Origin of the sequence: Fontisphaera persica, assembly GCF_024832785.1 — a bacterium.
GTDB lineage: Bacteria > Verrucomicrobiota > Verrucomicrobiia > Limisphaerales > Fontisphaeraceae > Fontisphaera > Fontisphaera persica.
Window position 1 is genome coordinate 2,045,976 of record NZ_CP116615.1, and the last position, 26,084, is coordinate 2,072,059.

Here is a 26,084-nt window from a genome sequence, read left to right on the forward strand (position 1 = left end):
TGCTTCGTCCAGGCTGCCTTTGACCAGGTGAATCGGAGGCGCACCGTCGCCCTCCCAGCCCAGGAAATTGATGTCGAAACTCTCGCGGCCATCCTGGCTTTTGAGTTTGGGCTGGTAAGTCTCCTTGAAGTCGAGCAGGCGCAGCAACTGACGCAGCCACTTCTCGCGCAGCTCGCTCAGCGACAGCGCATCAAGATTTTGGCGATGCCGTCGTAGTGCTCGCAGGCGAGCTGGAAGGTCGCCTCCAAGGTTTCGGCGAACTGGGCCGGGGGTCGGGATCGTGACCGCTCCACCCGAACTTGGACGGCTGGAACTCGCCCCGGCGCGGCGCGTCCGACAGGGCATCCGCCAGGATGGCCGGCGAGATCAACCCACCGGAAACGTGGACGAGTTCGAGTGTGTCAGCCATGTGGTATGAGTAGGGTCAGGGTCAACAGGTCAACCGAAGCCACGCGCACGTCATCCATGCCCGCCGCCCACTGGGAGGCCATGCGGGCGATTTCGGATTGGCGCTGGACCAGCTTCTGGCGGCGGGCTTCGACCGCCTGGTTCATCAGGTCTTTCAGGCCCGGCGCGGCCAGGGCATCGGCGGCGGCTTCCGCTACATCTTTCGCGGTGAACTGGTGTGGATGCGGTGCTGCCCGGAGCAGATCCATCGGATCTTTGTCCACGGCCTGGCCGCCATACGGTTTGAACGCAAGCGGGATCAATTCTTCCATCAGCACAGGCGGCTCGGACGCAGTGACGAACCGGGCCAGAATGTGGACGACGGCGGTGACTTCCTTGACCTCCTTCGAGCCACGGGCGGCGACACGCCCGCTCTCGGTGCCCGCCAGGGTGTGCTGGACGCCTTCGACCAACCGGCGAACCAGCGGATGGGCCAGGTCGAGCAGATCGAGGTCGGGATCATCGCGGGCGATTTTGGGATCGAACGTGCAGACCAGACTCGTCACCCAGGTCGTTGAACGTGGTGCCGCGCAGGGTGAGCTTCCAGGTGCCATCGGCTTGCTGGATGGCGCTGGCGCGGAACTGCTCCAGGGCCGACAGCACGAACGCCTGGATTTCAGACGGGGCACCCACCGTGCGGTAGGTCTGCTGGAGCGCCTGCTCGACTTGGGGTAGCCGGATTTGCTCCTGACCGTAGAACGACTCCTCCTTAATGCGCGCGATGCGCTCGCTCTCGGTGGACGCGACCCCGGCGTCCTGCATGACACCCGGCAGGGCATCAGGCAGCTCGAAACCTGGAAGGTAGGATTCCGAGGTCGCACCAAACTCTTTGATGAGCCGCTTCAACTCCCGCGCCGACGAGAACATGATCGGGCAGAAGCCGTGCTGCTCGCGGATGCGCCCGGCTTTTTCGACGAGCACCCTCAGGATGGCGGTGTCGAGTTGGTCCTCGCGGACCAGGGTGTAGATGCCGACCCTGTCCTCCGGTTGGCCGTAGCGGTCCAGGCGGCCATTGCGTTGTTCGAGCCGGTTCGGGTTCCAGGGGAGTTCGACGTGGATCAGTTCAGCACAACCGCGCTGGAGATCGAGACCTTCGGAGATGCAATCGGTGCCGATGCACACGGCTTTGTCGGCGGTCTCAAAGGCGCGGTAGGTCGCCCGCCGCTCCTTCTGGTTCATATCACCGTAGATGCTGAACACCTGGAGGTCCTTCAGCGGTCCATCGCCTTCGGCTTCCTTCTTCAGGGCTTTGACCAGGTAGTCCAAGGTGTCTTTGTAGCGTGTGAATATGAGCGCACGAGGAGCGCGGGGGTGCCGCTTCAGAACTTCCGGGAGGATTTTGAGCAACGTCTGCAACTTGCCATCCTGTTTGGTCGTGACCTTCTTCGCCAGGGCGATCAGCTTGTCGATCTCCTCGATCTCTTTGGGCTGGCCGCGATGGCGGCGGTGTCCAGACGTTTCCACCGGCTCTCGTCGTCCAGGTCTTGCGTGGAGTCCTGGTCGAGGACGATGGACTCGGCTTCGGTCTCGTTGGCCGGGGCCGCGCCAGTCTGGGAACTCATCCGTTTACGGGCGGCGTTGCGACGCTCACCCAGGCTGGCCAGGATCGCGCCAGGACTTGAAAGGGCACGTCGTTGCAGGTGGAGGCTCACCCAAAGGCCCACCGTGCCGCCCTCGGTCTCCGTCAGCGTCTTGCTGTAGGCCCGCAAGCCCTCGAACAGGGCCTTCTCCGCCTTGGTCAGGGGAATGATGAGGTCTTTGGGGTCGCGCTCCGGGAACGGCGCACCGGCACCATACCAGGCTTTGATGTCCATACGGCGACGCTGGACAACGTGCTTGCGGGCGATTTCGCGGTTGATTGTCCCGTCAGGATTGACCGCCCTGGGGTTCAAGACTTCCAACAGGCTGGCGAAACAATCAGTATAACCGGGGTGTGGAGTTGCGGAAAGTCCGATCAGATGCCGGACGTTGGCGCTCTTGCCCACCGCTTCCAGAAATTCCCAACGCTCTTTTTGAAGGCTGCTGTCGCTGCCGCCCCAAACGTGAGGCCGCTGCGCGGAATGGATTTCGTCAACAATGACGGCATCCCACCGGTGGGCGAGGACTTCGCCTAATCGTTTTTGACGTAATCAATGCTGGTCACAATCACCGGGTAGGCGTCCCACGGAGATTGGCCGGGCAGAAGTTGGCGCTCCAGCGCCGGTCGAGTGTGGCCCGCCATGATGACCGCCTCCAGGTGGAAGAAGCGGTCCAGGGTCTCCTGCCACTGTTCACGCAACGCGGCAGGGACCACCACCAGCAACCGCTCAGCGGCCCCGCGAGCCATCAGCTCCGACACGATCAAACCGGCTTGAACACTTTTCCCAACGCCAACATCATCGCCTATGAGCAGCCGGACGGCAGGCATGTCCAGTGACATCAGCAAGGGCACGAGCTGGAAGGGTTCAGGGATGGCCCGGCTGCGCTGGAGGCCCAGGAACGGGCGCTGCCGTGAATCAAGCTGAGCCGATAGGCCCGTAACAAGAGGTCTTGCTTGGCGGGGTCGCTGACGGTTTTGGCGTCCGGCAGCGGCAGTTCGCCCGGCCGCACATCCCCTCCTCCAACGAGCGCAAAAACGCCAGCGCCGGGTGTCCCGCCCATCGAGCGGGGTCGCCCAAAACTCACGGTCATCCACCCGGTCAACCCGCCAGATGCGGTTGCGGAGGCGGATGACCGAACCAATTCTCAAGTCAGCGCCCATCGTTTACGACCCGACTACAAGCATCGCTTGTCGAGGAGTTTACCAGCTCCTCACAACCTGGGCGGCCGAATAACCAACGCAATCCCTCGCCTTGATTGTGCGAGGAACTTCAAAACAAGGCCCCGGTGTCGAGTCTATGTGTGTAGTATGCCCAGCAAATCGTTCGGATTCAATTTGAAAAGACACTCTAATTGGGCCCCCAATCATTACGATGTGAATGGGCTTGACGGTTGGAGCGGGCGAAGGGAGGTGCCGGGAAGACAAAACCCGCGAAAGACTGCCTCCACGGGGGTCAACTGATGCTTTTGGGTCGAAAAACAGTGGTTTTTGGGGGCGCCGGTCTCAGATAAAGCTCCGCCAGACAAGGTGTCTGCCGGGACGGATTTGGAGGAGGGGACTCGGTTAATAGAGCACCAGATCGCCGTTAATGTGATCGCCGCCCCTCGAAGTGTTTGCCTGTCACCTTCAGTTGGGTGTCTTCGAAGAACACCTCGCGCTGGCCGGCATGAAGGGATTGGTCAGTGTTGGCGACACACTCCAGCTTGAGGCGAGCTTCTTTTGGGTGATGGCAGCCATGCCATATCAGACCAAAACGCAGCCCAATACATTCACCCCTTTTTGCAAGTTTTTACCTCAATCGTAATGATTGGGGTCTACCCAGTCTTTTCCAAAACGGACTTGCAAGCCTGCTGTCCGTCCGTCAATATAACTGCACATAAGCCATGCTTGCTTTGCAAAGGAAACATTTGCGTTTTGGACTCAGGCACATGATCTGCCGCCAATCGAAGTTTTTTCAATTCATGTTGCAATTGGAAGGAAATCTGTTTTACCGCATGACGAGCATTGTCATAGATTTCACAAAAACGCCCTAACGATAAATTTTATTTAAATTGCCATGCCTGGTTATCGTCATTCCGCTTTAAACGACATTTCACGTATTCGCCAAGATTTGCGCGATAGATATCAGGACGGTTTTGCCATTCTCAAAGAACTTCTGCAAAACACCGACGATGCAGGGGCCAATCGGCCAGGAGACGAGGCAAGTCAACTAGTAATAGTTTTGTCTGACATCGGTTTGCCTGGCAGCAGGCACCCACTTCTTAAAGCTCCCGGCTTGGCTGTGCTAAACAATGGGGCGTTCACGCTGAGTGATGCAATTAGCATCACATCATTGGGTATGAGCAACAAAGCTGGTCAGGGCGGCGCTGCGGGCAAGTTTGGACTGGGGCTGAAAAGCATTTTCCATTGGGCTGAGGCTTTTTTACTTTTCGTCTTCAACTTTTCCCCAAGAGGAAGGGACGAGCGTATCTGCCTCAGATTTGCTGAATCCATGGGGAGTAGGGAAGCCAATAAATGTCGCCACAGAGATTGGGAAGAGGCATGGGAAAAAGAACAGGAATCAGACATAGTCGCTTTCAAGGAACTTGCCGAACGTGGTCTGGGTGTCAAGCGTTGGTTTGGACTTTGGATACCTTTAAGACAACCGGACCACTTGCGGGATTCCCAAGGGAAATCAAGCCCATCGAGCACCGCTTTCCGAAGCCAGACTTCGATGATCTTTTGGCCCAGACTGGAAGAGTCGTTTGGCAGCAACACTACCTTTGCTTCGCCGTCTCCGCTCAGTGAGCCTTGGCAAATTGGAAGGCAATAATTTGACGGAATACGCTCAATTGAAGTTGGCAGTAACGCTCAACGAATGCGTTTTGGGTTGAACGGATCCTGGATATAGCTGCCACGCAAGAATTGACCGGGGAGGTGAAGAATTATTGCAAATTTACGGGGCGTGAACATCTCAACGAATGCGCAGCATTAAACACATTAAAGAACATGCCTCACTGGCCCTGTCAACCCGGTATTGGCCCGGATGGTGGGGATCAGCAGGTGCCGGAAAAGGCTGAACCACATGGAGCAGTAGTTTTTGTTCGGCAATCCTCTAATAATGCTAAAGGTCACTTAAAGGTTCTTCATGCAGTCTTCTTGCCATTGGGCGAGCCGGAAGAGATTCCGGGAGGTATGCAAGGATGCTATCATCTCTATCTGCACGGTTTCTTTTTGTCGACTCCGGTCGGCGTTACATTCAGCCCTTTGATGATCTGCCAGAAGACATGCCTCCTGAGCGAGTCCAGTCGGAGTTTGAGGTCATCAAACTTTGGAACCGGACGCTGTTGCGCAAAGTGGTGGCACCGTTGGTGCTTCCCAGTCTTCACGCCTTTGTCCAGCAGGAACAAGCGGCCAAGGAGGAAATCGAATTGCTTGTCAAGGCCATGCTCAAGGCTGGTAAACTTAAACCGCTATTGCCCCATGTTTGCGATGGCCAGCGTTATGTTTTTCGTCTGCAACCTGATGGAGGCCATTGGGTGCATGAGAAATGGGATTTGGCAAATGGAAAGCCACCCCTTGGATTGCCTTGCCCAAACCAATGTTTCCTGAACATGAACTGTTTGAATTACTGCCGGCCCTTAAAGATTTCTGTTCAAAAACAACGGTGTCATTTCAAGACAAGCCAGCTTTAGCAAAAGAAAACCGGACTGCCTCAATCCAAATGAGGTGGCTGTGCTGCTTAATAGTGTATCGGCAGCAATTTATCAATACCAGACCGTCTTGAATACCTGCTGGAATTGATTCCTGAAAATACCCCCAGTATGCCTTGGGAGTGCGAGCTAAGCAAGACATTGATTCAGTTGGTAAAGAAGACGTTTATGCTTCCGCCGCCCGAAGGACAGGACTTGATTCGTGTTTGGAAGCAACTCTTCAAGCGGCTTCCAAAAGAGCCTTTGTGAGGTTGCCATTAGAATCGGCAGAAGCCGAAGCAGAGATCAAGTCGGTTTTAGCCAACGAAAGCCTGCCCGTGGCACTTTTATGGCAGGATTGGCATGAGTCTCAAGGGGAGGGTGTCATCCCATGGGAAAATCTTAACCCGTTGCTAAATGGCTTAGGCAATTTACAACCCCATGAAACGGATGCAATTCTTAAACGGTCCAGATTAGTGGTCCAGCTGATTAAAGCCTGTAATAATGTTCCCAACCTCTGGCCGGAGACGCTTAACAGGCTACCGCTATTTGCGGCGTGTCAAGTTGATGGCAATATCATTTCAGTAAGTTTAAAATCTCTGCTTGCCGCTAATGAAAATAACCTAATATTTGTTGACGGCAGAGAATGGCTCAGTCCTCTTATCCAAGCTGCACCGCAGATCAGGCCGTTAGTGATTGAGCGATCGCTGGCCGAGGCTCTGCGTCTTAATCTCCATACTTGCGATGTTTTAATGTGTATCCGGCTGCTTTACAAAGCTTCGCGGGTGGCCGCCCTGTTTTCGGATCGCAAAGATCTCTTTGAGAAACTATTGGCTCAAACTTATTATAGTGAGGGGCATATTAAAGCTTTACGTTGTTTGCTTCATGGACGCCGTGACAAATGGGAAGACAACTCATCGTTGCTGGTTGAACCGTCCCAAATAGACGCTTTTGCCCAACTGGCAAAGCTGGCATTAGAAACGGTTCAGCAATCTTGGCGGCTGATTGCCCATGATATCATCGGACAAATTGCCCTAAATGACCTGCATCGTAAAAGCCTTATATTAACAGAAGTGTCGGTTAAAACTATCGAAAGCTTGATCTTTGAAATTGGGCCCGAGCAACTGGATTGTGCCAATATTGACGAATGTCAATGCTCCTCAATTCTTAATAATTTTTCCAATCCTGAACTGTTAAAAACTTAACATTCATACCACTCTAGACGGGCGCCGGGTGCGAATCGGTCCTCATACCTACACAGATGATGGATCGTTTAAAGAACTCCCAGAGGCATTTAATCGTCTGGTGACCCGACTCCGGCCCCACCCTGCGTACAGCAGATTTGGCAGTCACGACGGCTCAAATCGGTTGGTGAATCCCCTTAACTGGGAGGCCGTAGTTGAAATTGCCATTAGCCAGCCACATCCGGCTGATTGGTGGGACACCATCCTAACGGCCATTGGGCATTTGGGAACGCTGAGGTCGGAATTACGTGCGAGAGTTATTACAACCACATGGCTGCGTTTGATAGGCGGCGTAGCTGTCAGGCCAGCAGATTTGTTGCACATCAGTGGAGCAGAGAACGAATTAGACAATTTACCAGATGGAGTTTTGCGAGGAAAAATTCCGCTTCTGCGCTTGGCCCCGGAAATCCGGAACCATAATCGTTTCGAGACGTTTATTAAAACAGTAATACCTAGGCCAGATGAATCAATTAAATTGTTGGTTGAATTGTTAAAACAACATTCCCAATGGCGTACCGGGCTGACTGGAGAGTGGAATATGGAACAATGTAGAGATTGGACGGACGCTCTGGGTGATGCGCCTGTCGAGGTACTTCCTGTAGCCTCCTTTTCAAAGCGTTGTTTGAATCAGAAGAAGTGAGACACCACCTGCCCGATTGCCTGAATGAACTTGGCGGCCAACTCGATGTTGACGCTTACGCAAAAGTGCTTGTTTACTTGGCACAAAAGCAACAGCGAAGCGATGTAAGTGCAGCCCATAAATATCGTGCTGTATTTGTGCGTTATTTGCGCATGATAGATTCCTTGGGTAGTGAATTTACCACAAATGTGCTTAAATCGCAGGGTCTGATGCTTCTCAGTGCAAGAGGAGAGTGGAAATCTCCAACGCAATTGGCCTGGCCAACCCATGGTATTGTTTCCAATGACCAATTAGATGATGATTTTAGCCAGGCGCTGAGCAATTTGCGTGCGCGGGCCAACCAGGTCTCCATTAATATAGAGCTGGAAAATGGGCTTGAACCGTTTGAGGAGGCATATAAAAATACGGCACAATGTTTGTGCAACTATTTTGCTCCGTGGAGAGATTATGTACCGCCTGAAATCATCGGGGCCTTTATTTCCATTTTAGGCGACGGGTTTAATGGGCAGGTCAAAGTTTTAGCCGCCAATTATCTGGGGCAAAATTCCGTGGAGGGTGCGGGAGGCTATTGCAGGGGTTGATGGTCAACTCAAAAGAGCCTTGGGTTATTATAGATTTGCCTGTGTCATCCATCAAGCAAATCAGTTAAAAATGCCTTCTATAGTAGGCACCCCTTTGACGGCCCAAGTTGGGGGAATCACACGACAATTTTTCTCGGGAGCGGTATACAGAGATTTCCTGCTTTTGGTGATTTGATGAAACCACAGCGCTGGGTGCGTCTTTTAAATATTCAGCCAAACAACCTGAATCAGGACGCCGAGACCCTTATTAATATGTTGCGTACTTCGGCAGAACAATTACTCGCCGCTGTTTTTAGAGAATGGCATTAATCTTCAACCTCTCTGGCAGAAATGGAGCCAGCCCAGCCAGCTTCACATTCGCATTGCACAAAATCGTATTGTCGAGATGGCCCAAGCATTCCTGCGGCAGATCGGTGCCCATCATTGGCCTGAAATCAGAGGCGATCTTAAAAGTGGGATAGTGCCGACCGCCGCCGGGCTGAGGCAGAGGAAAATGGAAGAACTGTGTCCGAGGCCATACTGAATGACCTGGCCACGGCCAAAGCAGCCATTCGACAGAAATTATCAACCGAAGAGAAGATTCAGCAAAAACCTTGGCCGCTGTGAGGCAGAAAATGGAGCAATATCAATACGACGCATCTTCTGTACCTTTTGAATTATGGCAGAATGCAGACGACGCCGTTGTTGAGCTTCAAGTGCTGGGCATTGCCGTTGCAGAATTGGAGGCGATGGGATGCGTGGTGATAATGGACCAGGGGGTTAACCTTGGTGCATTGGGGCCGATTAATTAACGAATTCCAGGGTTCTGGAGGGCATGATTTTCGTGAACGAGGCTTTGATCAAGATTTGGAAAAATGGTGGTTCAATCGATTTCTGATAAAAATGCGGAAGGCCCTTGTAAAGTCACGGGAAAGTTTGGCCTCGGATTTAAGAGTGTGTTTCTGGTGAGTGACGCCCCGGAGGTGGTCAGTGGCAACCTTGATTTCGTGATTCGCGGAGGCATTTACCCTGTTCGCTTGGCAGCAGAGAGGCGAGAGGCATTGGTGGCTGAACTGCAGCGGTTTGGCCCCGCGCAGTGGCGGCGCGGCACAATAATACATTTACCATTGAGAACAGATAACGGAACTTCTGCTGTCAAAGTCACTTCCCTGTTCTATCGTATTGCGCCGGTGTTGGTGATTTTCTCGCGTAAAATCAAGCGTTTGCGCTTGGTGCGCCAAGAAGGAGAAATGCAGGAAATGAACTGGCGTGCTGTTGCTATAAGCAACGGTATAGAAGTCGGCGACCTACGATTTCCTGATGTTGGAATAACACGCGCTTTGGTGATCACAGGACAATTTGCAGAAGATCGCTGGCAATTGCTTTTGGGGCTGAATTCGGATGGGTTTGTGGCCTTGCCGAAAGATGTGCCAACCTATTGGGTGACCGCCCCCACCCGCGCGACACCTGATTATGGATTTGCAATTAATGCGCCTTTTGAACCAGACGTGGGCCGCATTCAACTGGCGCTGAATTCCGAACACAACCACCAATTGGCCAACGAAATCGCCAGGACTTTGGCCAGCCGCCTCAAGGAATTGTATAAACTGGCCCAACAAAACTGGGATAATCTGCGCCATCAGTTAGCCTTGGCAACGCAAACCACTGCACTCTTGTTCTGGCAGAGCTTTTGGCACGTTCCTGCTGAGCGCTTCTTCGATAAAGTATCGCCATCATCGAACAGCATGGATACGGAATTGGCCCGCCGCATTTTGTGGCGGCTCAATAATACCAATCACACTAGCACCGGACTCTTTGAATTTTATTATGATTGTGAGGCACTGCCCACTGGCCTGTGGGGCATGTATCACGCACTGACAAATATTCCGCGAATTGTTTTTGCAGCGGCAGGTGCTTTAGATAAAGAAGAAGCATTTACAATCGCCCAACAGTGGCCTTCTTTTCATCGGCGCATTGAGCCTGGCTGTATTGTGTCATCAAGACGGACATTATCAGTATTACGGGAATTGTTATCCATGCAGTTTACGATAGAGGAGCTATATCTTGCCACAGTGGTCGAATGGGAATTGAAATGCGGCGAAGAATATCGGGCCGACTCAGATGTGGCGACACGGCTTGGGCAGTTGCTAACACCTCATTTTCTCAAGCGGCTGAAAGAGGGCGATTGGAGGGAGCGCGAAGAACGGGAATCTAAAGCATTCGGCAATTTGTTGCCGAACGTGAAGTTTCAAGCTGCTGACGGCTCATGGCGCAGACCAGCGGAGCTTTTGGTAGCCGACGGCAACAGCCACGAAGTGGATCAGGAAGAGATAATTCGAGCTGCTCTCGCTCCCCAGCAGTTTAGATTACATTCCGCTTACAATGGTTCAGCGTTGCAATTTTTCCTTGCCTGCCGTCCACCCCAACAAACTGACGCGAGTGTATTAGTGCGATGGATAATTCAGGCAGTAGATGACATGAGCCGCATCTCCGCTGTTAGCTATCTATTAAGAGGAATATTGCGACGAGAAGTTGCTGAAAAATTAGGCTCCAAAGATCCGAATAACTGGTTATGGCAGGTAGTCGAGCGGCCTGAAGATTTTCCTTGGTTTAATCTTAATTTCTCACCAGATGATATCCATGAACTGCGCGCATATACTTTACGAACTCTAGATGAGGAGGTGCGCCGGATATACGGCACTCAGCAAGATTTACCATTGCCGGCAGTAATAGATAATCCGCCCACTGACATCTGGTCAGTACAAAAACTCTGGACATGGTGGGATCATCAGGGATGCCCCATTGGCGAGTATGTACTGGAAGGCCAACCCAACTGGGCATTGTTTGGTGCTTGGAACCAAGAATGGCAGGAGCTTCCCATGCAAGACCGAGCTACAGCCCTCCGTGAGGCGTTTTTAGCAACCACCAATGACACAGGCAAAGCCCTTTGGTATCGTCTGTTTGGATTTGCCTGCTTGATATCAGCTGGGCGAACCATGACGGAGCTGCGGCGATTTTGGACGACGCGCTTAGATGCTCAGCATTTTGGGAAAATACCTATGTGGGCGATTTCTCCGAGTCTACTAGGGAAATGTTCGAGCGCGCGGTGCACATGGAATTTCAAGACCTCGATGCCAGTGGCGAACAGGCCTATTTTTGGCGGCGGGTTTTCTATGATTTACGCAAGGTTCACCTCATGATTCGAAATGACTTTCCCTCTGTTATACTGGACCTGATCGATCAGGGGCATGCAGAGAATCTGGTTGATTTTCTCCGGGCAGGGCGGCTACCTGGGGCGGAACAGCTGTCTTGGATAGGCGTCTTCGGACAAAGCGCTGACACCCCGTTACGGTTTATTGTTCGCGAGTTGCACCGCCTTCGTGTCATCACGGACGAGGCCGTGCTGCCTTATGCCTTTATACCTGCAGACCAGTGCAGCGGGCGTTGGTGAAAATCGGTTGGATCCAGTCTGAAGATCAATTTTTCGATGGCTCAATATGGCTTGTCAAGCTGTCGCAAGAACCAAATGCTGGTGAAGGGTTGAAGCCATACTATGACATTCCTTTGCTGCACATGGGCATGGAATATCGTTATCGAACTTTGAATTTCTCGACTATCTAGCATGCTTTTGAAAAGGCATCTTTGGGAAGCTCAACTCTCGAAATCATAGGTGTTTTTGCATAATTTTTGGTTGAAAATGACTTTTTCAACTTTCTGCTAATATGACAGCAACCTTATCTCGAAAATCTCGCGTCATTCACCGGGCGCACCCGGAGTATGGTTTTGGGGTGGTGGAGTACGTGGAGGAGGATGCGCTGGGGAAACGCGACTGCAGGTGGCCTTTGATTATCTGGATCAGTTGCTCCCGGCGCAGCCCGATGAATTGGAACGGGTAAGCTATCCGCATGAAGACGCCGCCGCTGGACGATGGGGAAGTGTCTGCGTTTCGGTGCCGGCTGGCCGCGGCAGTGGTGCTCAGTGAGCATCATCAAACCAGTTGTTTCACCCGGGCCGCGGTGCAGCCATTGCCGCACCAGGTGCATGTGGTGGATCGGGTGCTCACGGGCAACCGCTTTGGGCACGTGCTGGCTGATGATGTGGGTCTGGGCAAAACGGTGGAAGCAGGGTTGATCATTGCTGGTTTGTTGCGACAGGAGCCGCCGCTGCGCGTGATGGTGGTGTGCCCGGCGGGGCTGGCGTTGCAATGGCAGGATGAATTGGAGGATTTGTTCAACCTGCATTTTATGATCGTCGGGGTCAACTTGAACGGAACGCTGGAGGCCAGCTGGCGCAATCAAACGGCCGTCATTGTTTCCATCGACCGCATCAAGCGCCCAGAATACCGGGAACTGTTGCAGCACGTGGGGCCGTTTGATCTGGTCATCTGCGATGAAGCCCACCGATTGACCGCCCGGCGCAATGCCATCAACCAGGATTTGGAGGAAACGCTTAACTATCGTTTTTCAAATTCCTGGTGGAAAACCGGTTAGTCCGGCATGTGGAAAACCCCGACCGCACGCCGCGTTCGCCCCGGTTGCTGCTGCTTTCCGGCACGCCGCATCAGGGAGATGACGAGCGGTTCCTGCGCCTTTGCACCTGCCAAGGCCAGATTTGTTTCAACCGGACGCCCGCCCAGTGCATGAGCAGTTTCAAAAATTGCACTTGCGGGAAACGTTGACCCGAACGCCGAAGTCACGGGCGGTGGATTGGGAAGGCCGCCCGTTGTTCAAGGGGCATGACACGCAAACCCTGGAGGTCTCGTGGTCACCGGCGGAAGTGGCACTGTCCAATTTGCTTACTCAGTACATTCGCAAAAGCCTCGAAGCCTCCACCAATGGTTCCCGCGGCTACGGCCTGGCGGTGGCCCTGGTCATGCACACCTACCACAAAATTGCCGCCAGCAGTTGGACGGCCTTGCAGGCGGCCCTGGAACGCCGCGCCGCGCATTTGGCTCAGGGCCGCGGAATTCATTGGGAGGACATGGTGGAGGAAGACGAAGATGACGGGAAACCATCGCATGCCTCAACCACCTCCATGAACGCGGCAAGCGTTTCTTTGACGGGGAAGAACTCCTGCTGGATCGGCTGCAGCAAGCACTGAAATCCCTGACCCGCGACACCAAATGGGAGTTCTGCGCTCAATTACTGCGTGACTTAGACCACCGCGAACCAGGGGCCAAGGTGCTGCTCTTTACTCAGTACCGCGCCACCATGGACTACCTGTGTGCGCGGCTGGCCGAGCTATTTCCTTCGGCGGAGGTGGAAGTCATCCACGGTGGTTGCAGCATGGAGCAGCGCCGTGAAGCGCGCCGCCGCTTTGAGCAGGCCTCCCGCTTTCTGGTTTCCACCGAGGCCGGCGGGGAGGGCATCAATTTGCAAAAAGCCTGCCATATCATGATCAATTATGATCTACCGTGGAACCCGATGCGCTTATTGCAGCGCATAGGGCGGCTGGACCGCTACGGACAATCCCACCGCGTGCAGGTATATAACCTGCGCGTGCCTGAATCGTGGGATGCCAAAATCTCGCTGCGCATCCTGGAGCGGTTGCGGGCCGTGCAACACACCCTCGGGCTGACCGGCGTACAGGAGGATTATTTTGAAATGATTCTGGGACAGGTGGCCAGTCAGGTGGACCCCTCAGGCAGATTCACCCGCCACGTACAAGGCCAAGAGCGCTCCGACGAGGAAGTGGATGGCTGGATTCAGGAAGCCGCCCGCTCCGTTCATCGCCTGCAGGCGTTGCTGGGCGACGCCGGCAGCTTCAACGGCGACCTCGCCGCCATCAAGCCCACCTTGAGCAGTGCCGATTTCAAGCTGGCCTTCCAACTCGCTCTGGAACGCCACGGCTTGCGGCTGCAGGACACCCGCAACAGCGCCAACCAGTTCGTCCGTGGCGTCCATCATTTCGAATTGCCTGCTGCCTTTCGCGACCCCGTCTTCCGCCCCGGCCGCACGTGTCACGTGGTGTTTGACCGGGAGATCTTTCTGCAAGTGCGCGACGAAGACCTTGGCCGCGTGCGAGGCCAACCCATCAAACCCGTGCTGGCGGGTTTTGGCGAGCCGGTGACCGACTGGCTGTTCCAAGGCGCAGTGGAAGCGCGTCCCCGCGAAAGCGCCTTCGCCATTCAGGCTGGCCAGGACTGGCCACATGGCGCGGGCTGGCTGTGGGTGTATGTGTTGCGGTGGCTGGGCCAGGCGCGCCGCCTGCAAACACCTGATTCCGTTGTGGCCGTGTTTCATGCGCCGACAAAGGGCCTTATGCACTTGCCGGCGGCCGAGGTGATGAGCTTGGTGCATGCGGCCACGGCCCTCAGTACTGCCGCTTCTCCTGCCCCCTCCTTTCCGGCGGAGGTAGAAGTCCATGCCAAGAAACTGGCTCAGCAGACGTTGCGCGACCGTCTCCAAGGTCGCGACCCCGCTTGCAAGCCAGGGCTGGCCTCTCGCTCTGGCTGGTAGCATGGGTGGAAGCGCCGGCGCACTGAAGAGACAAGTTCCAGGATGCCTGTCGCTCATCACGGTAGCGCCCTCCCACTATTAGCGGGCCAAGTTGCCTCTTTTCATGGCCGGCACGCACGGCGTGGACCACACGGGCCCTAGGGATGCCGATAAACTCCTAAAAACAACCTGCCTGGGGTTATTTTTTGTGATTCAACTCTGGTGCCGCGGTATATTCATCATGCAATTGAATCTCGGGAAAAGCTTCTTTGGCCAGTCGCACAAAATCGGGATCTTTCAAACTCTCATACGTCACGCCCTTAAAAGGGCCCGCACGCGCATCCCGTCCACATTTAAAGAAAAATTTTTAAAGGCATCCTGTAACGCACCGTGAATCAACATTTTTGCCCGGGCCGTGCGCTCCGGCCCCACGAGCTGGTGGCGCCACTTTGCGGGCGGCCGGTTCAAAACCGCTGGCGTCAGCAAATCCACCAACCTGGCTTTATTATCTTCCACGATGCCTTTAAAATGGTGGCGAACATAGGCCTGAAAATCCGCCAGCTGGCGTTCCAACTCTTTCACTTCCCTGCTAAATGCCTCCTTGGCGGAGCGGCGGATGATGCTGCCCCCGTAGCCAGGCATCGGGTGGGTATAACGTTTCTCAATTTCCTTCTTAACTCGTTCCAAGGCTTCTTTCTTTTGCAGTAGTTCCTGGCTGATCTCCAAACAAAATAAACTCTTGATTTGGGGCGAGTCAAAGCCCGTCAGTTCTGGGGAATTTTCACCTCCTGCCTTTGCAGTTGAATTTTTCCAGGTGGAGATTCGACAAACTCCACCTGGCAATTGAAGACCCGCACCTGGCGGGCCAAGTCAAACGCCAAAGGCGGGTTCACCGCCAAGTCGTCCGCCACCTTCCTTACTTTGTCTTCCGACACATGGTCCAGCCCGACTTTTTGCTCCTCCACTCCCTTGGAGCCTATGCCTAGGTCATTGGCCACGGGTGGGGTACGCCATCAAAACCAGGCAGTTGGGCCGTTTATCCTGACTTGAGCCGGCTTCAATAAGCAAGGGAGTGGGGCTGTAGATCAGCACTTTCTCGTCCACCACCAACAAGCCCAGCCGCAGGCCGGGTTGCTCGCAGACCATGGTCCCCAGCGATTGGGCGGTGGTTTGCAGTCGCTGCAGCCCCTCCATGGTTCCATAGCCCAGCCGGCAAACCTCGGCATCAACATCCAAAATCACTCTCACCCCTTGGGCGCCCAACCGCCTCCACGCCTCCGACAAGGCCTCGGCAACGACGTTGGAGACCCCCGGCGCCGCAAACACCACCAGCCGGCGAGCCCCGGCGATGGCCGCCACTAATTTGGCGTCGTCTATCTCACAAAAGCGCTTTCTTCCATAAGTCTGGCCTGTGATTAGCGTAGCCTTCTTTTACCAGAATTAAGTCCGCCAATCAACCTTCTCAAAGCCTGGCGTTCAAGCAGGGGCGCATCTCAATTTCTTGCAGGGTGGAAGGCGGTGTGGGGAAGAGGAGCGACCAGCGGTCGTTGCGCCAGAAGGTTTCCAGACAGAGCAGCGCTTCGTCCCCGGCCGTGCTCCAGAACTGCCCGGGCCGCTTGAACCGGCACTGCGCCTGCCGACAGGTCGCTTCCACCGCCCCGCTGCCCAGCGGTTCGCCCGCCCGCCGCCCGGCCCGATAGTCCATCCGCGCCTGATGCTCCCACAAGTAGGCGATTTCTTTGGCCACCTACTCCGCCGTCGGCCCGGCGGACAGTCCCGCCAGAGCCTCCTCCAGTTGCAGGATCATCTGGTAGGGTTCCAAGCTAAGTTCCAATTGGCGCGCTTCGGTGGCGGCTTGCGCGTCGAGCTGGGCGCGCAGACGCTGGGTGCAGGCTCCTGACGTTTGGCTTCCCGGTCGGGGGTGGCGGGGGCACCTTCACGCCGCTCAACGGTTCAAGCACCACGCTAGCGTCGGCGATGGGCAGCTTGCTGGCGGCCAGCGCCATCAGGGCTTGCACGGCGGGGCGAGTAGCCAGCGGTGTCGTCGAGACCCAGGGCGGCATCGGCCGGGATGCGCCATTGGCGGCAGCGTTGGCAATAGCAGCGGGTGCGTGCCAAAGTGATGTCGCCAAAGCGGGTCTGGAAGGTGCGGGCGTGGCCGGAGGAGCACCGGCTTAAGGGTTGACCGCAGACCGGGCAGTGCGGGGGCGTGGCGTCGGCCTTGGCCTGCGCGGCCCGCCTCAGGGTTTCCTGCAGGAGGGCTTGTATGTCATGCTGGGGTTGGGTTTCCAGATGGCCCAAATTTGATCGGCAGCTCCCAAGAAGTGCGCCACTGAGGCTTCCAAGGTCCCCACCAGCCGGGCCGCCAGCACGGCCAAGGGTTCTGGGGCGGGTGCCGCAGGCTGGGTGGGGCGAGCAGGGCAACGGTGGGGGTGGTAGCGGGGGATGTTAGCAAAGTTGTCGTCATGGCCCCACTATACACCCCCTGCAAGAAAATGAGATGCGCCCTCTGCCTGATCTCTGACTGATTTAACCTTGTCTGGGCGAAACCGGACCGCTAAAATGGGTCTCTGAGCCAGCCCAATGTAGGGCGCAACATCATGGTGGAAAATGGCTTTGCCTTATGAATGAATACAGGCTGTCTGTTGAAGAGGTTGCGGCGCACCTGGGCGTCACCCAAAACACCTTCCCGAAGTGGGTCGTCCGGCAGAACATGTCCGCCCATAAAATGGGACGGTGGTGGAGGTTTCCCGCCTCTGAGGTGGACAAGCGGGTCCATCGCGGCAAGACAGCGCAGAAGAGGGTACCCCGAAAGTAACATGAGTGCTCCTTTGTCACCCCCGCCACCAACTCCGGGATCCGGGACAATCATTACTACGGCAGCGTAGGCGAGTTCCTCAAGACTCACATCCGCAAAGGGGCCCGGATGTCGGTGGTGTCAGCCTACTTCACCATCTACGCTTACGCTGCCCTAAAGGACTGCCTCGACCAGATTGACCGCATGCAATTCCTTTTCGGTGAGCCCGCGTTCGTGAAATCGCTGGACCCGGCCAGGACGGAATCAAAAACGTTCATTATTGCTCCCGAAGGTCTGAAGCTCGCCAACACCCTCCAACAAAAGCGGGTAGCCAAGGAATGCGCCAATTGGATTCGCCAGAAGGTGGACATCAAAACCGTTTACCGTAGCGGTTTTCTTCACGGCAAACTTTATCATGTCGCCAATATTGGCCACGACGCCGTCGCCATTCTCGGCAGCCCAATTTTACGCCGCGCGGTCTGGGTCTGCAGCATACCGGCAGCAATATTGAACTAAACCTCATTGCCAGTGCTGCCGCCGACCGCGACCAACTCAAGGCATGGTTTGATCGTCTATGGAATGACCCTAATTTGGTCAAAGATATCAAAGCCAACGTACTGCAATACCTGGAGCAGGTCTATGAGAATCATTCACCGGAGTTTATCTATTACAAGACCCTCTTCCACATCTTCGAGAAGTTTTGGGCGATGCCCGCAAAACCGACTCCGACCTGGGGGCCACCACTTTGTTTGACACCGAGATTTGGAAAGCCCTCTTTGATTTTCAAAGGACGGGGTGAAGGGCATCATCAACAAAATACTGGCCCACAACGGCTGCATTCTCGCCGACAGTGTCGGTTTGGGCAAGACATACGAAGCCCTCGCCGTCATCAAATTCTTCGAGCTCCGTAATGAGCGCGTCCTTGTCTTATGCCCCAAAAATTGCGTGACAACTGGACGGTGTACCGGCTGAACGATAAATTAAACCCATTCGTCGCCGACCGATTCCGCTATGACGTTCTCGCCCACACCGATTTGAGCCGGGAGACCGGCTATTCGGGCGACATCAATCTCGAAACCCTGAATTGGGGCAACTACGACCTGGTCGTCATTGATGAGTCCCACAATTTTCGCAACAACACTCCTGGCCGCCGTGACGAACAGGGCAACCTCATCCGTCGCAGCCGCTACCAGCGCCTCATGGAGGACATCATCTGCTCCGGCGTGCGCACCAAGGTGCTTCTGCTCACGGCGACCCCCGTCAACAACACCCTCAAGGACCTTGGCAACCAGGTGGCCTTCATCTCGGCAGGCAAAGACGAAGCCTTTCGGGAATCCATCGGCATCGTCAGTGTCAAGGAGACGCTCCGCCAGGCGCAGGCCCACTTCACCAACTGGTCCAAGCAGTCGCCCAGAGAACGCAAGACGTCCGATCTGCTGTTGCGCCTTGGTTCAGACTTTTTCAAACTCCTTGACGAGCTCACCATCGCCCGTGCTCGTAAACACGTCGAGAAATACTATAAGCACGAGATGGCACGCCTAGGAGGTTTCCCCAAACGCCTCAAACCTGTGGCGATTTATCCGGAAATTGACTCGCAGCGCCGTTTTCCTTCCTACGACCGCCTAAACCAAGAAATCGGGCAATACAAGCTTTCCGTGTTCAACCCCGCCAAATACGTCAAAAAGCAATTTCAGCACCTCTATCAGACATCTACCCACGATCCTTTTCGCAAGCCGACCGTGAAACTTTTCTCATAGGCATGATGAGGGTTGGTTTCCTCAAACGGCTCGAAAGTTCGGTCGAGTCCTTTAAAATTACCTTGAAACGGACCATCGAAAAATTGAGTCCTTGGAACAAAAATAACCAGTTTCCAAACCCGCCCAAATAACTGCGGCGTACTGGCCACTGAAGAGCTGGCTCTCGACTTCCATGACGACGAGGAATTGCAGAACGCCTGGGAAGTCGGCGGCAAATTCAAATACCAATTGGAGCATCTTGACCTCAACCAATGGCTTAAAGACTTGGACCAGGACAAAAGCAGCTTTCCAGTCTCCACAGAGCCGCCACAGATGTCTCCCTGATCGCGACCAGAAACTGGCTGAGCTCAAGAAGCTTATCGCCGCCAAGGTCAGGCACCCCACCCAAAACAAGGTAGGCAATCTCAACCGCAAAGTTCTCGTTTTCACCGCGTTTGCCGACACCGCCACCTACTTGTACGAGAATCTCCACCAATGGGCGCTCAAGGAGCTGGGCATCCACTCCGCCTTGGTCGTGGGCACGGGCAAGAACCGCACCACCTACCAGCCGGAAGGTTTACAGCGCCCCACCGACTACCATCACATTTTGATCAATTTCTCCCCCATCTCCAAACGGCGCGAGAGAATCCGCTCCATGCCGCAGCAGGGGAGATTGACCTGCTGATTGCCACCGACTGCATCAGCGAGGGCCAAAACCTTCAGGACTGTGACTACCTGATCAACTACGACATCCACTGGAATCCCGTCCGCATCCTCCAACGTTTTGGCCGCGTGGACCGCATCGGCAGTCTCAACCCCACTGTTCAACTGGTGAACTTCTGGCCCACCCCCACCTCGACCAGTACATCAGCCTCAAGCACCGCGTCGAAGCCCGCATGGCCCTGGTGGACATCGCGGCCACGCTGGAGGACAACCTGCTCCAGCGCGAGGACCTGCAGGACCTCATCAAGGACGAACTGCGTTACCGCGACCGCCAGTTGCTCCGGCTCAAAGACGAAGTCCTAGACCTGGAAGAGTTGGATGAATCCATCAGCCTGACTGAGTTCACCTTGGATGATTTTCGCATGGACCTCCTTAAATACCTGGAGGCCAACCGAAGCCGCCTCGTGGCCGCCCCTTTGGTCTCTACACCGTGGTGCCCCCGACGAGATCAAGGCGGTTGCCCCCGGTGTCATCTGGTGTTTGAAACAGAAAACTTCGCCTGCGCCTGCCGCAGCGGGCGAAGGTGAAGAGGGTGAGACAAAACCGCCACCCAGGTCAATCCCTTGCAGCCCTACTTCCTGGTTTACGTTTTGGAGGACGGCAACGTCCGCCTTGCCTTTACCCAGGCCAAGCACATCCTAGGTCTTTACCACGAGCTATGCGCCGGCAAGCCCACCGCCTACGAGGACCTCTGCACCCTTTTGACCAGCAAACCGCTGATGGCCGCGAGACCGCTCTCTATGACAACCTGCTCAAGAAAGCCGTCGAGTCCATCGTTTCAACCTTCCGCAAACGCATGGCCGACGGCCTCCAATCCAGCCGCAGCTTCATAATCCCCAACCACCAGGACCAAGTCAGCGATGCCACTGATTTCGAGCTGGTGACCTGGCTGGTCATCAAAAAGCCATAAACAACCATGCCCACCCAGTGTGCCCCAATGAATCCCCTCCAGATTAAACAGGCCATCACCACAGCATTGGCCGGCTTTGCCAGCCAGCCGGAAGCGGCTGCCGCCACTGCTCTGTTCGAGACGCTCGGTTATCGGAGCGCAAAACGGCTTCCGTTGGACTCGAACACGCCCGAGCACTTTCTTAACACCTTTGCCCAGGGCCGGCAGTTCAACCAGGAACATGCCATGCTGACAGACTGGAATTCGGTGGACTTCCTGTTCCAACTCACCGACGACGAAGTCCGAGCTGCTGGCGGCGCCCAACAGTCACTCCCGTTCGACAGCCGGGGCGGGTACAACGGAGCGGTGATCGAGTCTTATCTTTTCTTCGCCATCGCCCTGAAAAACCGCACTACTCCCGCACCGACCTGGCAAACATCACCCGCGCTGTCAACCGCTTGTTTTCCATGCCAGTGCTGCTGCTGTTTCGGCACGGCGACACCCTGACCCTGGCGGTCATCAACCGCCGCCTTCATAAGCGCGACCCGTCTAAAGATGTGCTGGAGAAAGTCACCCTCATCAAAGACATTTGCTTTGCCCAGCCCCACCGTGCCCATGTCGAGATCCTCCATGACCTTTCCTTCGCCGCTCTTTACGAGAAATACCAGCCAGCCAACTTCGTCCAACTCCACAACGCCTGGCAGAAGACCCTCGACATCCACGAGCTTAACGATCAGTTCTTCCGCGATTATAAGATCGTTTTTGCGGATTTGCAGAAGCACCTGCGCAGGATTTCCAGGACCCCGTTTGGGCTCATGATTTTGCCCTGCAACTGCTCAACCGGCTGCCGTTGTGCGCCAAAGTAACTGTTACCCGGCGCGGGGTGGGCAGGGGGCCCGTTGCGCCAAAAGGGTGTTACCCAAGTTGACCCCTCATTTGAGAACAAAGAAAGCCGCCGGACGCAGTCCCGCCGGCCTCCCTTGTTCCCGTTTCTTGGGGAAATTCCCGTACTCCAAGACGCCTCCGAATTCAAGCCGTTAGTCGCCGCCGGGCTTCAATCGCCTGCTTCTGGCGTTCGATGTCCCGCCCCAGTTGGAAGGGATTGAGCGTGGCGTGCAGCGCCCGCAAGCGCGCCTTGGTTTCGGCACTGACTTCCGCCGCCGCCAGCACCCGGGCGTAGGGCGTTTGGGGGACGCCATACTGCCGCACCATCCGCCCCCGCTCCGAGACTTACCCTCCAGCTTGAGGGTCGGCAGGAAATGATTGAGCAACGGCTCCAACGCCTCTTTGCAGAGGGTGTTGATGAGCGGCGTGACCGCCGGGTTGTCGTAACGCCCATAACCGAAATGCTGGCGCACCCGCGTCCAGTTGCGCTGCTCGACATGGGCGTTGTCGTTCTTCTGATAGGGCCGGGCGCGGGTGAAGAGCACCGGCCGGGGACGCTGCCCCAGGTAGGCCACCAGGTGATGGTTGATGAACTCGCCCCCGTTGTCGGTGTCCACCCCCGCAGGGCAAAGGGCAGGCTGGCCTCCAGATCGCGAATCTGCGTCAAAGTGGCGTGCTGGCTGCGGTTTTCCAAGGCGCGCAGCCCGGCCCAGTCGGTGCTAATATCCACCCCATCCAGCATCCACAGATGCCGGTCATCCAGACAGCCGCCGCATAGGGCCACCGTGTCCAGCTCCAGCCAGCCGGGGCCGGTCTCGGTCCACTCGCCGCGCAGGGGATGCTCTGACGCAAGAGGCTGCCGGGCCGGGTGCCGGTCGGTCGCCGCCCGCCCGCCGCAGCGGGGCCAGCAAACGATCCAAGGTGCGCGCACTGATACTCAAGAGCGCCTGGCGCAAATCCGGGTCCAGGCGGCGATGATCGGTTTCATAGGCGGCCAGCCACTCGGGAAGCAGGGCACGCAGCCGCACCCCGCAGGGTTGGAAGGCCGCCTGCCAGATCGGCCGAATCACCGGCAGCAGCGTCTCCGGGTGGTAGGTCTTCGGCCGCCCCAAAACCAAGCCGGGCGCCCGTCGCGCCGACGGCCCGGCCCGCAGCGCCCGAATGGCCGCCTTGCGATGGTAGCCCAACAGGGCGACGGCCTGGTCGAGCAGTTGGGCTTTGTAGAGTCGCCCGGCCCGGGCATAGCGCCGACGCAGCTGGGCCAGGACTTCTTGACGAGTGTTTTGACTCATTTCGGTGTTCATGGCTCGGTAACACCGACTTTTGGCACAACGACCAGTTTCCGCCAACCGGTCAGCCCCGCCTGGGTAACAATCTTTTGGCGCAAATCGCTGCTCTTTATTTATTTCATCCAGCGCAAATATTGGCTGGGCAAGAAGGCCGATTTCCTCTATCGTTTCTGGCAGGCATACCAGCAATCAGGCCAGAAGAAAGACACCTTTACGAGCGCTGGCTTACCGTTCTATTTTTGAGGCCTTCAATAACAAATTTCATGGGGGCCATCGCCATTTTCCAACCGACATCTCTCGGCTCTCATGGGTGCCCCCTACCTCAATGGCGGCCTCTTTATTCGCAACCGCCTTGATGAAGCCCATGATCCCCAGTTGCCTGATGCCTTTTTAGCACTCTCTTTGATGCATTCCAGAATCAAGCCCCGGGCTTCCTCGAACGTTATTATTTCACCATCGCGGAATCCACGCCCCTCAACGTGGAAGTGGCAGTGGACCCGGAAATGATTGGCAAGGTTTACGAAAGCCTCGTCAACATCTCCGACCGGGGCGTAACCAAGGAAGACCAGCGTGGCAGCGCGGGTATTTTTACACCCGCGCGTCGAAATTGACCTGATGTGCCGGCTGGCCTTGGTGGATGTCCTGGCCAATCACCTTGATGCCACCTTCAAACCCCTGCTCTACGATGCTGTTTTTGCTTTTGATCAGGAAGAGCAAGCGCGCCGATCAGGCGCTTGCTCAACATAACCTCTGGCCCCAACTGGGCGAACTGCTCAGGAAATTCACGGTTTGCGATCCCGCCTGTGGCAGCGGCTCGTTTCTGGTCGGCATGTTGCTGGTGCTCGATGACCTCCAGGCCCGCGCCAACGCCCGGCTCGGCCTCAAAGAAACGCCTTATGAACGCCGCCGTCGCATCATTGGTGAGCAGCTTTATGGAGTGGATGTGAAGGATTGGGCCGTCCACGTGGCCGAACTCCGCCTCTGGCTGCAACTGGTGGTGGAAACGGAACTGCAACCGTCCGAACTCAAGTTCAGGCCCCTCCTTCCCAATCTTTCCTTTAAGGTCCGGTGTGGCGACAGCCTCCTGCAGGAAATTGGCGGCATCAATTTCGGCCTCCACCGCACCCATCTTAATCTGCCCCCAATTTGAAAGGCCGTATTACCCAGCTTAAAGACAAAAACTCCGGTTTTTCAGGGCGATGCCACACTCCACGAAGCCGAGCTCAAAGCTGAGGAACTCGCCCTCTTCCGTGACATCCTCACCCACAAAAAATGTAGCCTTGAAAAAGCCATCGCTGCCCTCACCGGCCAGATTGAATCCTCTGCCGAACAGGGTGAATTTCCTAACATCGGCAGAGGGAAAGCCACGCAGGAACGCCTCAAACTCGAAGAACAATGGCGGGCCGAACGCGACGAAAAAGGCCGAACTGCGCCGGCTCGAAGCTGCGCTGGATGTCCTCCGGCAAAACAAAGCCGTCCCGTTCGTCTGGGATCTTGCCTTTGTGGAAATCTTCGAGGGCGACAAGGGCGGCTTCGACATCGTTATCGGCAACCCGCCTTATGTGCGTCAGGAGATGATTGCACCGCCCGGGCTCGACCCCGGCGATTTCGGGGGCAAAATTCCGACCGTTGGAAAAAACAAAAGAAATCCTACAAAGCCACGCTTCAAAATCGGTTGCCGCCGCCTGGCCCATATTCTTCATTTACAAAGACAAAGCCGGCCACCCAAAATACCGCAAATTGGATGGCAAAAGCGACCTTTACATTTTCTTTTACTTCCACGGCCTGGCCCTGCTGAACCCCAGAGGCAGCTTTTGTTTCATCACCTCCAATTCGTGGCTCGACGTGGGGTACGGCGCCGATCTCCAGGAATTCCTGCTCAAACACAGCCACATCAAATTCATCTTCGACAATCAATGCCAGCGCTCTTTTGCCCAAGCAGACGTCAATACCATCATCGCCCTCCTGGCTCCGCCCGATGACCGCACCGAGGCCGACCTTGAAAGAAGGCCCGGTTCGTCATGTTCAAGGTTCCCTTTGAGGACGTCCTCGACGCCAGCACCTTCAAAACGCTGGAAACCATCAACGAACGCCAAAGTACCGAACGCTGGCGCATTTGCGTCCTGCCCCAGCGTGAAGCTGCTCGAAGAAGGTCTGGTATGCGAGGATGACGAAACCGACGACGTTGCCGGCAAGCTCAAGAACGTCTGCATCAAAACCGCCCATTACGAAGCCAACAAATGGGGCGGTAAATACCTCCGCGCCCCGGAAATCTTTTTCACCATTCTGGAGAAAGGCAAAGGCAAGCTGGTGCGCCTTGGCGACATCGCCGACGTGCGCCGCGGCATCACCACCGGCGCCAACAGATTCTTTTATCTTAAACTTACAGGCAAAACCGCAGCAAAAGGCTGTTTGCATGTCCGCAACTGCGCCGGCTGGGAGGGCAACTTGGAAAAGATTTACTCATTCCGGTAATAAGTTCGATGGATGAAGTAAAGCAGTTGATTTTGAGAAAACAGGACGCCACGACCTATTTGTTCAGTTGCACGTTAACAACAAAAGAGCTAAAAGCTCGAGGCTACAGCGGCGCTCTATCGTATATTGATTGGGGAGCCAGGCAAAAACGTCCTCCAAAGGTAAGCACACTGTGGGAAACGTTTTCTCCCAGAAGCTCCTTCCGTCAAAAATCATCTGCCAGCATGGTATTCCATTGAACCACACCCCCGGGTCATTTGTTGCTCCACGGTTAATACGTGAGCGATTCTTTTGCGGATAACCCCAACAGCCTCAGCGAGACAGACATGTTTTTCCATGGCTACGTTGAAGATTTTCCAAGAATAGCATCTGCCTTGCTCAATTCTACTATAACCTACTTGATTCTTGAGATTACTGGCCGCCAAGGAATTGAAGGGAGGTTTAACGTTTACGGACCAGAACTAAAAAGTTAGTGTTGATAAATCCTCACATTCTTTCCAATGCCGATCGTTGCAAGATAGCACTTTATTTCTCGAAACTAGGACAGCGTCATATTCTGAAAATCTTGGAGGAAATAAATCAAGCCGACCGCCGTGCTCTGGATGAAGTGGTGTTTGACGTATTGGGGCTGACGGCGGGCGAGCGTAAGGCGGTCTATGAAGCCATGAGCAACCTGGTGCGCGCCCGCCTCGAAAAAGCCAAAAGTGTGTGA

General features: G+C 55.5%; 35 protein-coding genes and 2 pseudogenes. 26 read left to right on the forward strand and 11 right to left on the reverse strand.

The genetic code is table 11. The features are described 5' to 3' along the window. The first annotated feature begins 27 nt into the window (after window positions 1-27). A complete protein-coding gene (locus tag NXS98_RS07205; RefSeq protein WP_283847799.1) occupies window positions 28-216 on the forward strand; it encodes a hypothetical protein in 189 nt (62 codons plus the stop codon). Between the two features lie 185 nt (window positions 217-401). Here NXS98_RS07205 and NXS98_RS07210 read toward each other — a convergent pair whose 3' ends face one another. The 4 genes from NXS98_RS07210 to NXS98_RS17785 all read right to left on the reverse strand — a co-directional run bounded on the left by NXS98_RS07210 (window position 402) and on the right by NXS98_RS17785 (window position 3,187). Further along, entirely contained in the window at window positions 402-953 is a 552-nt protein-coding gene (locus NXS98_RS07210; protein ID WP_283847800.1) for a hypothetical protein, read from the reverse strand. Further along, on the reverse strand, window positions 907-1,911 hold the full coding sequence (locus tag NXS98_RS07215) for a helicase-related protein (RefSeq protein WP_283847801.1): 1,005 nt from the start codon (window positions 1,909-1,911) through the stop codon (window positions 907-909). The genes NXS98_RS07210 and NXS98_RS07215 overlap by 47 nt, the downstream gene beginning before the upstream one ends. Beyond that, window positions 1,845-2,432 carry a hypothetical protein gene (locus tag NXS98_RS07220; protein ID WP_283847802.1) on the reverse strand — a complete coding sequence of 196 codons (588 nt, stop codon included), beginning with the start codon at window positions 2,430-2,432 and terminating at the stop codon, window positions 1,845-1,847. Before NXS98_RS07220 ends, NXS98_RS07215 begins: the two co-directional genes overlap by 67 nt. Window positions 2,433-2,557: 125 nt before the next feature. Continuing rightward, entirely contained in the window at window positions 2,558-3,187 is a 630-nt protein-coding gene (locus NXS98_RS17785; protein WP_343214143.1) for an SNF2-related protein, read from the reverse strand. Window positions 3,188-4,082: 895 nt separating this feature from the next. Between NXS98_RS17785 and NXS98_RS07230 the strand changes: the two genes are divergently transcribed. The 10 genes from NXS98_RS07230 to NXS98_RS07275 all read left to right on the forward strand — a co-directional run bounded on the left by NXS98_RS07230 (window position 4,083) and on the right by NXS98_RS07275 (window position 14,599). Continuing rightward, on the forward strand, window positions 4,083-4,838 hold the full coding sequence (locus NXS98_RS07230) for a sacsin N-terminal ATP-binding-like domain-containing protein (protein ID WP_283847803.1): 756 nt from the start codon (window positions 4,083-4,085) through the stop codon (window positions 4,836-4,838). 370 nt (window positions 4,839-5,208) lie between these two features. Next, window positions 5,209-5,700: a hypothetical protein gene (locus NXS98_RS07235; protein WP_283847804.1), complete on the forward strand. Its 492-nt coding sequence runs from the start codon at window positions 5,209-5,211 to the stop codon at window positions 5,698-5,700. Between the two features lie 134 nt (window positions 5,701-5,834). Then, window positions 5,835-6,902, forward strand: coding sequence for a hypothetical protein (locus NXS98_RS07240; RefSeq protein WP_283847805.1), 1,068 nt, complete (start codon window positions 5,835-5,837; stop codon window positions 6,900-6,902). Window positions 6,903-7,068: 166 nt separating this feature from the next. Continuing rightward, a complete protein-coding gene (locus NXS98_RS07245) occupies window positions 7,069-7,581 on the forward strand; it encodes a hypothetical protein (protein WP_283847806.1) in 513 nt (170 codons plus the stop codon). Then, window positions 7,560-8,162 carry a hypothetical protein gene (locus tag NXS98_RS07250; RefSeq protein WP_283847807.1) on the forward strand — a complete coding sequence of 201 codons (603 nt, stop codon included), beginning with the start codon at window positions 7,560-7,562 and terminating at the stop codon, window positions 8,160-8,162. The genes NXS98_RS07245 and NXS98_RS07250 overlap by 22 nt, the downstream gene beginning before the upstream one ends. Window positions 8,163-8,776: 614 nt before the next feature. Further along, window positions 8,777-8,953, forward strand: a complete 177-nt coding sequence (locus NXS98_RS07255) for a hypothetical protein (RefSeq protein WP_283847808.1) — start codon at window positions 8,777-8,779, stop codon at window positions 8,951-8,953. Window positions 8,954-9,016: 63 nt separating this feature from the next. Beyond that, window positions 9,017-11,341, forward strand: coding sequence for a hypothetical protein (locus tag NXS98_RS07260; protein ID WP_283847809.1), 2,325 nt, complete (start codon window positions 9,017-9,019; stop codon window positions 11,339-11,341). 705 nt (window positions 11,342-12,046) lie between these two features. After that, entirely contained in the window at window positions 12,047-12,631 is a 585-nt protein-coding gene (locus NXS98_RS07265; RefSeq protein WP_283847810.1) for an SNF2-related protein, read from the forward strand. A gap of 172 nt (window positions 12,632-12,803) precedes the next feature. Then, on the forward strand, window positions 12,804-13,241 hold the full coding sequence (locus tag NXS98_RS07270) for a hypothetical protein (RefSeq protein ID WP_283847811.1): 438 nt from the start codon (window positions 12,804-12,806) through the stop codon (window positions 13,239-13,241). 80 nt (window positions 13,242-13,321) lie between these two features. Beyond that, window positions 13,322-14,599 (forward strand): helicase-related protein, encoded by a 1,278-nt coding sequence (locus NXS98_RS07275; protein WP_425499941.1) that lies wholly within the window; start codon window positions 13,322-13,324, stop codon window positions 14,597-14,599. A 291-nt stretch (window positions 14,600-14,890) separates the two neighbouring features. On the opposite strand, the gene NXS98_RS07280 is transcribed toward NXS98_RS07275, so the two are convergent. The 5 genes from NXS98_RS07280 to NXS98_RS07300 form a co-directional block, all read right to left on the reverse strand. Continuing rightward, complete coding sequence (locus NXS98_RS07280; RefSeq protein WP_283847812.1) at window positions 14,891-15,304, reverse strand: hypothetical protein; 414 nt, start codon at window positions 15,302-15,304, stop codon at window positions 14,891-14,893. Window positions 15,305-15,342: 38 nt separating this feature from the next. Then, window positions 15,343-15,576 (reverse strand): hypothetical protein, encoded by a 234-nt coding sequence (locus tag NXS98_RS07285; protein WP_283847813.1) that lies wholly within the window; start codon window positions 15,574-15,576, stop codon window positions 15,343-15,345. Further along, a complete protein-coding gene (locus tag NXS98_RS07290) occupies window positions 15,566-15,937 on the reverse strand; it encodes a hypothetical protein (protein WP_283847814.1) in 372 nt (123 codons plus the stop codon). Before NXS98_RS07290 ends, NXS98_RS07285 begins: the two co-directional genes overlap by 11 nt. Window positions 15,938-16,040: 103 nt before the next feature. Continuing rightward, window positions 16,041-16,325: a hypothetical protein gene (locus NXS98_RS07295; protein WP_283847815.1), complete on the reverse strand. Its 285-nt coding sequence runs from the start codon at window positions 16,323-16,325 to the stop codon at window positions 16,041-16,043. A 218-nt stretch (window positions 16,326-16,543) separates the two neighbouring features. Further along, a complete protein-coding gene (locus NXS98_RS07300) occupies window positions 16,544-16,879 on the reverse strand; it encodes a hypothetical protein (protein WP_283847816.1) in 336 nt (111 codons plus the stop codon). A 322-nt stretch (window positions 16,880-17,201) separates the two neighbouring features. Here NXS98_RS07300 and NXS98_RS07305 point away from each other — a divergent pair, with 322 nt between their 5' ends. From NXS98_RS07305 to NXS98_RS07350, 10 genes and pseudogenes are all read left to right on the forward strand, one after another. Continuing rightward, complete coding sequence (locus NXS98_RS07305) at window positions 17,202-17,396, forward strand: excisionase family DNA-binding protein (RefSeq protein WP_283847817.1); 195 nt, start codon at window positions 17,202-17,204, stop codon at window positions 17,394-17,396. A 183-nt stretch (window positions 17,397-17,579) separates the two neighbouring features. Next, window positions 17,580-17,891, forward strand: a complete 312-nt coding sequence (locus NXS98_RS07310) for a phospholipase D-like domain-containing protein (RefSeq protein WP_283847818.1) — start codon at window positions 17,580-17,582, stop codon at window positions 17,889-17,891. Between the two features lie 279 nt (window positions 17,892-18,170). Then, window positions 18,171-18,347 carry an SNF2-related protein gene (locus NXS98_RS07315; RefSeq protein WP_283847819.1) on the forward strand — a complete coding sequence of 59 codons (177 nt, stop codon included), beginning with the start codon at window positions 18,171-18,173 and terminating at the stop codon, window positions 18,345-18,347. Next, complete coding sequence (locus NXS98_RS07320; protein WP_283847820.1) at window positions 18,305-19,132, forward strand: DEAD/DEAH box helicase family protein; 828 nt, start codon at window positions 18,305-18,307, stop codon at window positions 19,130-19,132. The genes NXS98_RS07315 and NXS98_RS07320 overlap by 43 nt, the downstream gene beginning before the upstream one ends. Before the next feature lie 238 nt (window positions 19,133-19,370). Next, window positions 19,371-19,796: a hypothetical protein gene (locus NXS98_RS07325; RefSeq protein ID WP_283848203.1), complete on the forward strand. Its 426-nt coding sequence runs from the start codon at window positions 19,371-19,373 to the stop codon at window positions 19,794-19,796. Then, window positions 19,796-19,858: pseudogene (locus tag NXS98_RS07330) on the forward strand (hypothetical protein); the annotation flags it as partial. The gene NXS98_RS07325 and the pseudogene NXS98_RS07330, both read left to right, overlap by 1 nt. Window positions 19,859-20,007: 149 nt before the next feature. After that, a complete protein-coding gene (locus NXS98_RS07335; RefSeq protein ID WP_283848204.1) occupies window positions 20,008-20,361 on the forward strand; it encodes a hypothetical protein in 354 nt (117 codons plus the stop codon). 131 nt (window positions 20,362-20,492) lie between these two features. Beyond that, window positions 20,493-20,744 (forward strand): hypothetical protein, encoded by a 252-nt coding sequence (locus tag NXS98_RS07340; RefSeq protein ID WP_283847821.1) that lies wholly within the window; start codon window positions 20,493-20,495, stop codon window positions 20,742-20,744. A 27-nt stretch (window positions 20,745-20,771) separates the two neighbouring features. Beyond that, entirely contained in the window at window positions 20,772-21,230 is a 459-nt protein-coding gene (locus NXS98_RS07345; RefSeq protein ID WP_283847822.1) for a hypothetical protein, read from the forward strand. Continuing rightward, on the forward strand, window positions 21,191-21,589 hold the full coding sequence (locus tag NXS98_RS07350; protein ID WP_283847823.1) for a hypothetical protein: 399 nt from the start codon (window positions 21,191-21,193) through the stop codon (window positions 21,587-21,589). Before NXS98_RS07345 ends, NXS98_RS07350 begins: the two co-directional genes overlap by 40 nt. A gap of 163 nt (window positions 21,590-21,752) precedes the next feature. Here NXS98_RS07350 and NXS98_RS07355 read toward each other — a convergent pair whose 3' ends face one another. Next, window positions 21,753-21,935 carry a hypothetical protein gene (locus tag NXS98_RS07355; protein WP_283844628.1) on the reverse strand — a complete coding sequence of 61 codons (183 nt, stop codon included), beginning with the start codon at window positions 21,933-21,935 and terminating at the stop codon, window positions 21,753-21,755. A 428-nt stretch (window positions 21,936-22,363) separates the two neighbouring features. Next, a complete protein-coding gene (locus NXS98_RS07360; protein ID WP_283847824.1) occupies window positions 22,364-22,900 on the reverse strand; it encodes a hypothetical protein in 537 nt (178 codons plus the stop codon). Here NXS98_RS07360 and NXS98_RS07365 point away from each other — a divergent pair. From NXS98_RS07365 to NXS98_RS07385, 5 genes and pseudogenes are all read left to right on the forward strand, one after another. Continuing rightward, window positions 22,892-23,140: a hypothetical protein gene (locus NXS98_RS07365; protein ID WP_283847825.1), complete on the forward strand. Its 249-nt coding sequence runs from the start codon at window positions 22,892-22,894 to the stop codon at window positions 23,138-23,140. The two genes, NXS98_RS07360 and NXS98_RS07365, sit on opposite strands and share 9 nt — an antisense overlap. A 442-nt stretch (window positions 23,141-23,582) precedes the next feature. After that, window positions 23,583-24,047 (forward strand): DNA methyltransferase, encoded by a 465-nt coding sequence (locus NXS98_RS17945; RefSeq protein ID WP_425499942.1) that lies wholly within the window; start codon window positions 23,583-23,585, stop codon window positions 24,045-24,047. A 49-nt stretch (window positions 24,048-24,096) separates the two neighbouring features. Beyond that, window positions 24,097-24,417, forward strand: a pseudogene (locus NXS98_RS17950) (hypothetical protein); the annotation flags it as partial. 109 nt (window positions 24,418-24,526) lie between these two features. Continuing rightward, on the forward strand, window positions 24,527-25,372 hold the full coding sequence (locus NXS98_RS07380; protein ID WP_283847829.1) for an Eco57I restriction-modification methylase domain-containing protein: 846 nt from the start codon (window positions 24,527-24,529) through the stop codon (window positions 25,370-25,372). Between the two features lie 565 nt (window positions 25,373-25,937). Then, window positions 25,938-26,084, forward strand: a complete 147-nt coding sequence (locus tag NXS98_RS07385; RefSeq protein ID WP_283847830.1) for a hypothetical protein — start codon at window positions 25,938-25,940, stop codon at window positions 26,082-26,084.

Excerpts from the sequence above, each read along its gene's own strand:
- NXS98_RS07320 (WP_283847820.1), top strand. The coding sequence starts at position 18,305 with ATGCCCCAAAAATTGCGTGACAACTGGACGGTGTACCGGCTGAACGAT.
- NXS98_RS07350 (WP_283847823.1), top strand. The coding sequence starts at position 21,191 with ATGCCAGTGCTGCTGCTGTTTCGGCACGGCGACACCCTGACCCTGGCG.
- NXS98_RS07360 (WP_283847824.1), bottom strand. The coding sequence starts at position 22,900 with ATGAGTCAAAACACTCGTCAAGAAGTCCTGGCCCAGCTGCGTCGGCGC.
- NXS98_RS17785 (WP_343214143.1), bottom strand. The coding sequence starts at position 3,187 with ATGGGCGCTGACTTGAGAATTGGTTCGGTCATCCGCCTCCGCAACCGC.
- NXS98_RS07345 (WP_283847822.1), top strand. The coding sequence starts at position 20,772 with ATGAATCCCCTCCAGATTAAACAGGCCATCACCACAGCATTGGCCGGC.
- NXS98_RS07255 (WP_283847808.1), top strand. The coding sequence starts at position 8,777 with ATGGAGCAATATCAATACGACGCATCTTCTGTACCTTTTGAATTATGG.
- NXS98_RS07235 (WP_283847804.1), top strand. The coding sequence starts at position 5,209 with ATGCTATCATCTCTATCTGCACGGTTTCTTTTTGTCGACTCCGGTCGG.
- NXS98_RS07340 (WP_283847821.1), top strand. The coding sequence starts at position 20,493 with ATGCGCCGGCAAGCCCACCGCCTACGAGGACCTCTGCACCCTTTTGAC.
- NXS98_RS07260 (WP_283847809.1), top strand. The coding sequence starts at position 9,017 with ATGGTGGTTCAATCGATTTCTGATAAAAATGCGGAAGGCCCTTGTAAA.
- NXS98_RS07355 (WP_283844628.1), bottom strand. The coding sequence starts at position 21,935 with ATGGTGCGGCAGTATGGCGTCCCCCAAACGCCCTACGCCCGGGTGCTG.
- NXS98_RS07310 (WP_283847818.1), top strand. The coding sequence starts at position 17,580 with ATGCAATTCCTTTTCGGTGAGCCCGCGTTCGTGAAATCGCTGGACCCG.
- NXS98_RS07305 (WP_283847817.1), top strand. The coding sequence starts at position 17,202 with ATGAATGAATACAGGCTGTCTGTTGAAGAGGTTGCGGCGCACCTGGGC.
- NXS98_RS07335 (WP_283848204.1), top strand. The coding sequence starts at position 20,008 with ATGGCCCTGGTGGACATCGCGGCCACGCTGGAGGACAACCTGCTCCAG.
- NXS98_RS07230 (WP_283847803.1), top strand. The coding sequence starts at position 4,083 with ATGCCTGGTTATCGTCATTCCGCTTTAAACGACATTTCACGTATTCGC.
- NXS98_RS07265 (WP_283847810.1), top strand. The coding sequence starts at position 12,047 with ATGAAGACGCCGCCGCTGGACGATGGGGAAGTGTCTGCGTTTCGGTGC.
- NXS98_RS17945 (WP_425499942.1), top strand. The coding sequence starts at position 23,583 with ATGCTGTTTTTGCTTTTGATCAGGAAGAGCAAGCGCGCCGATCAGGCG.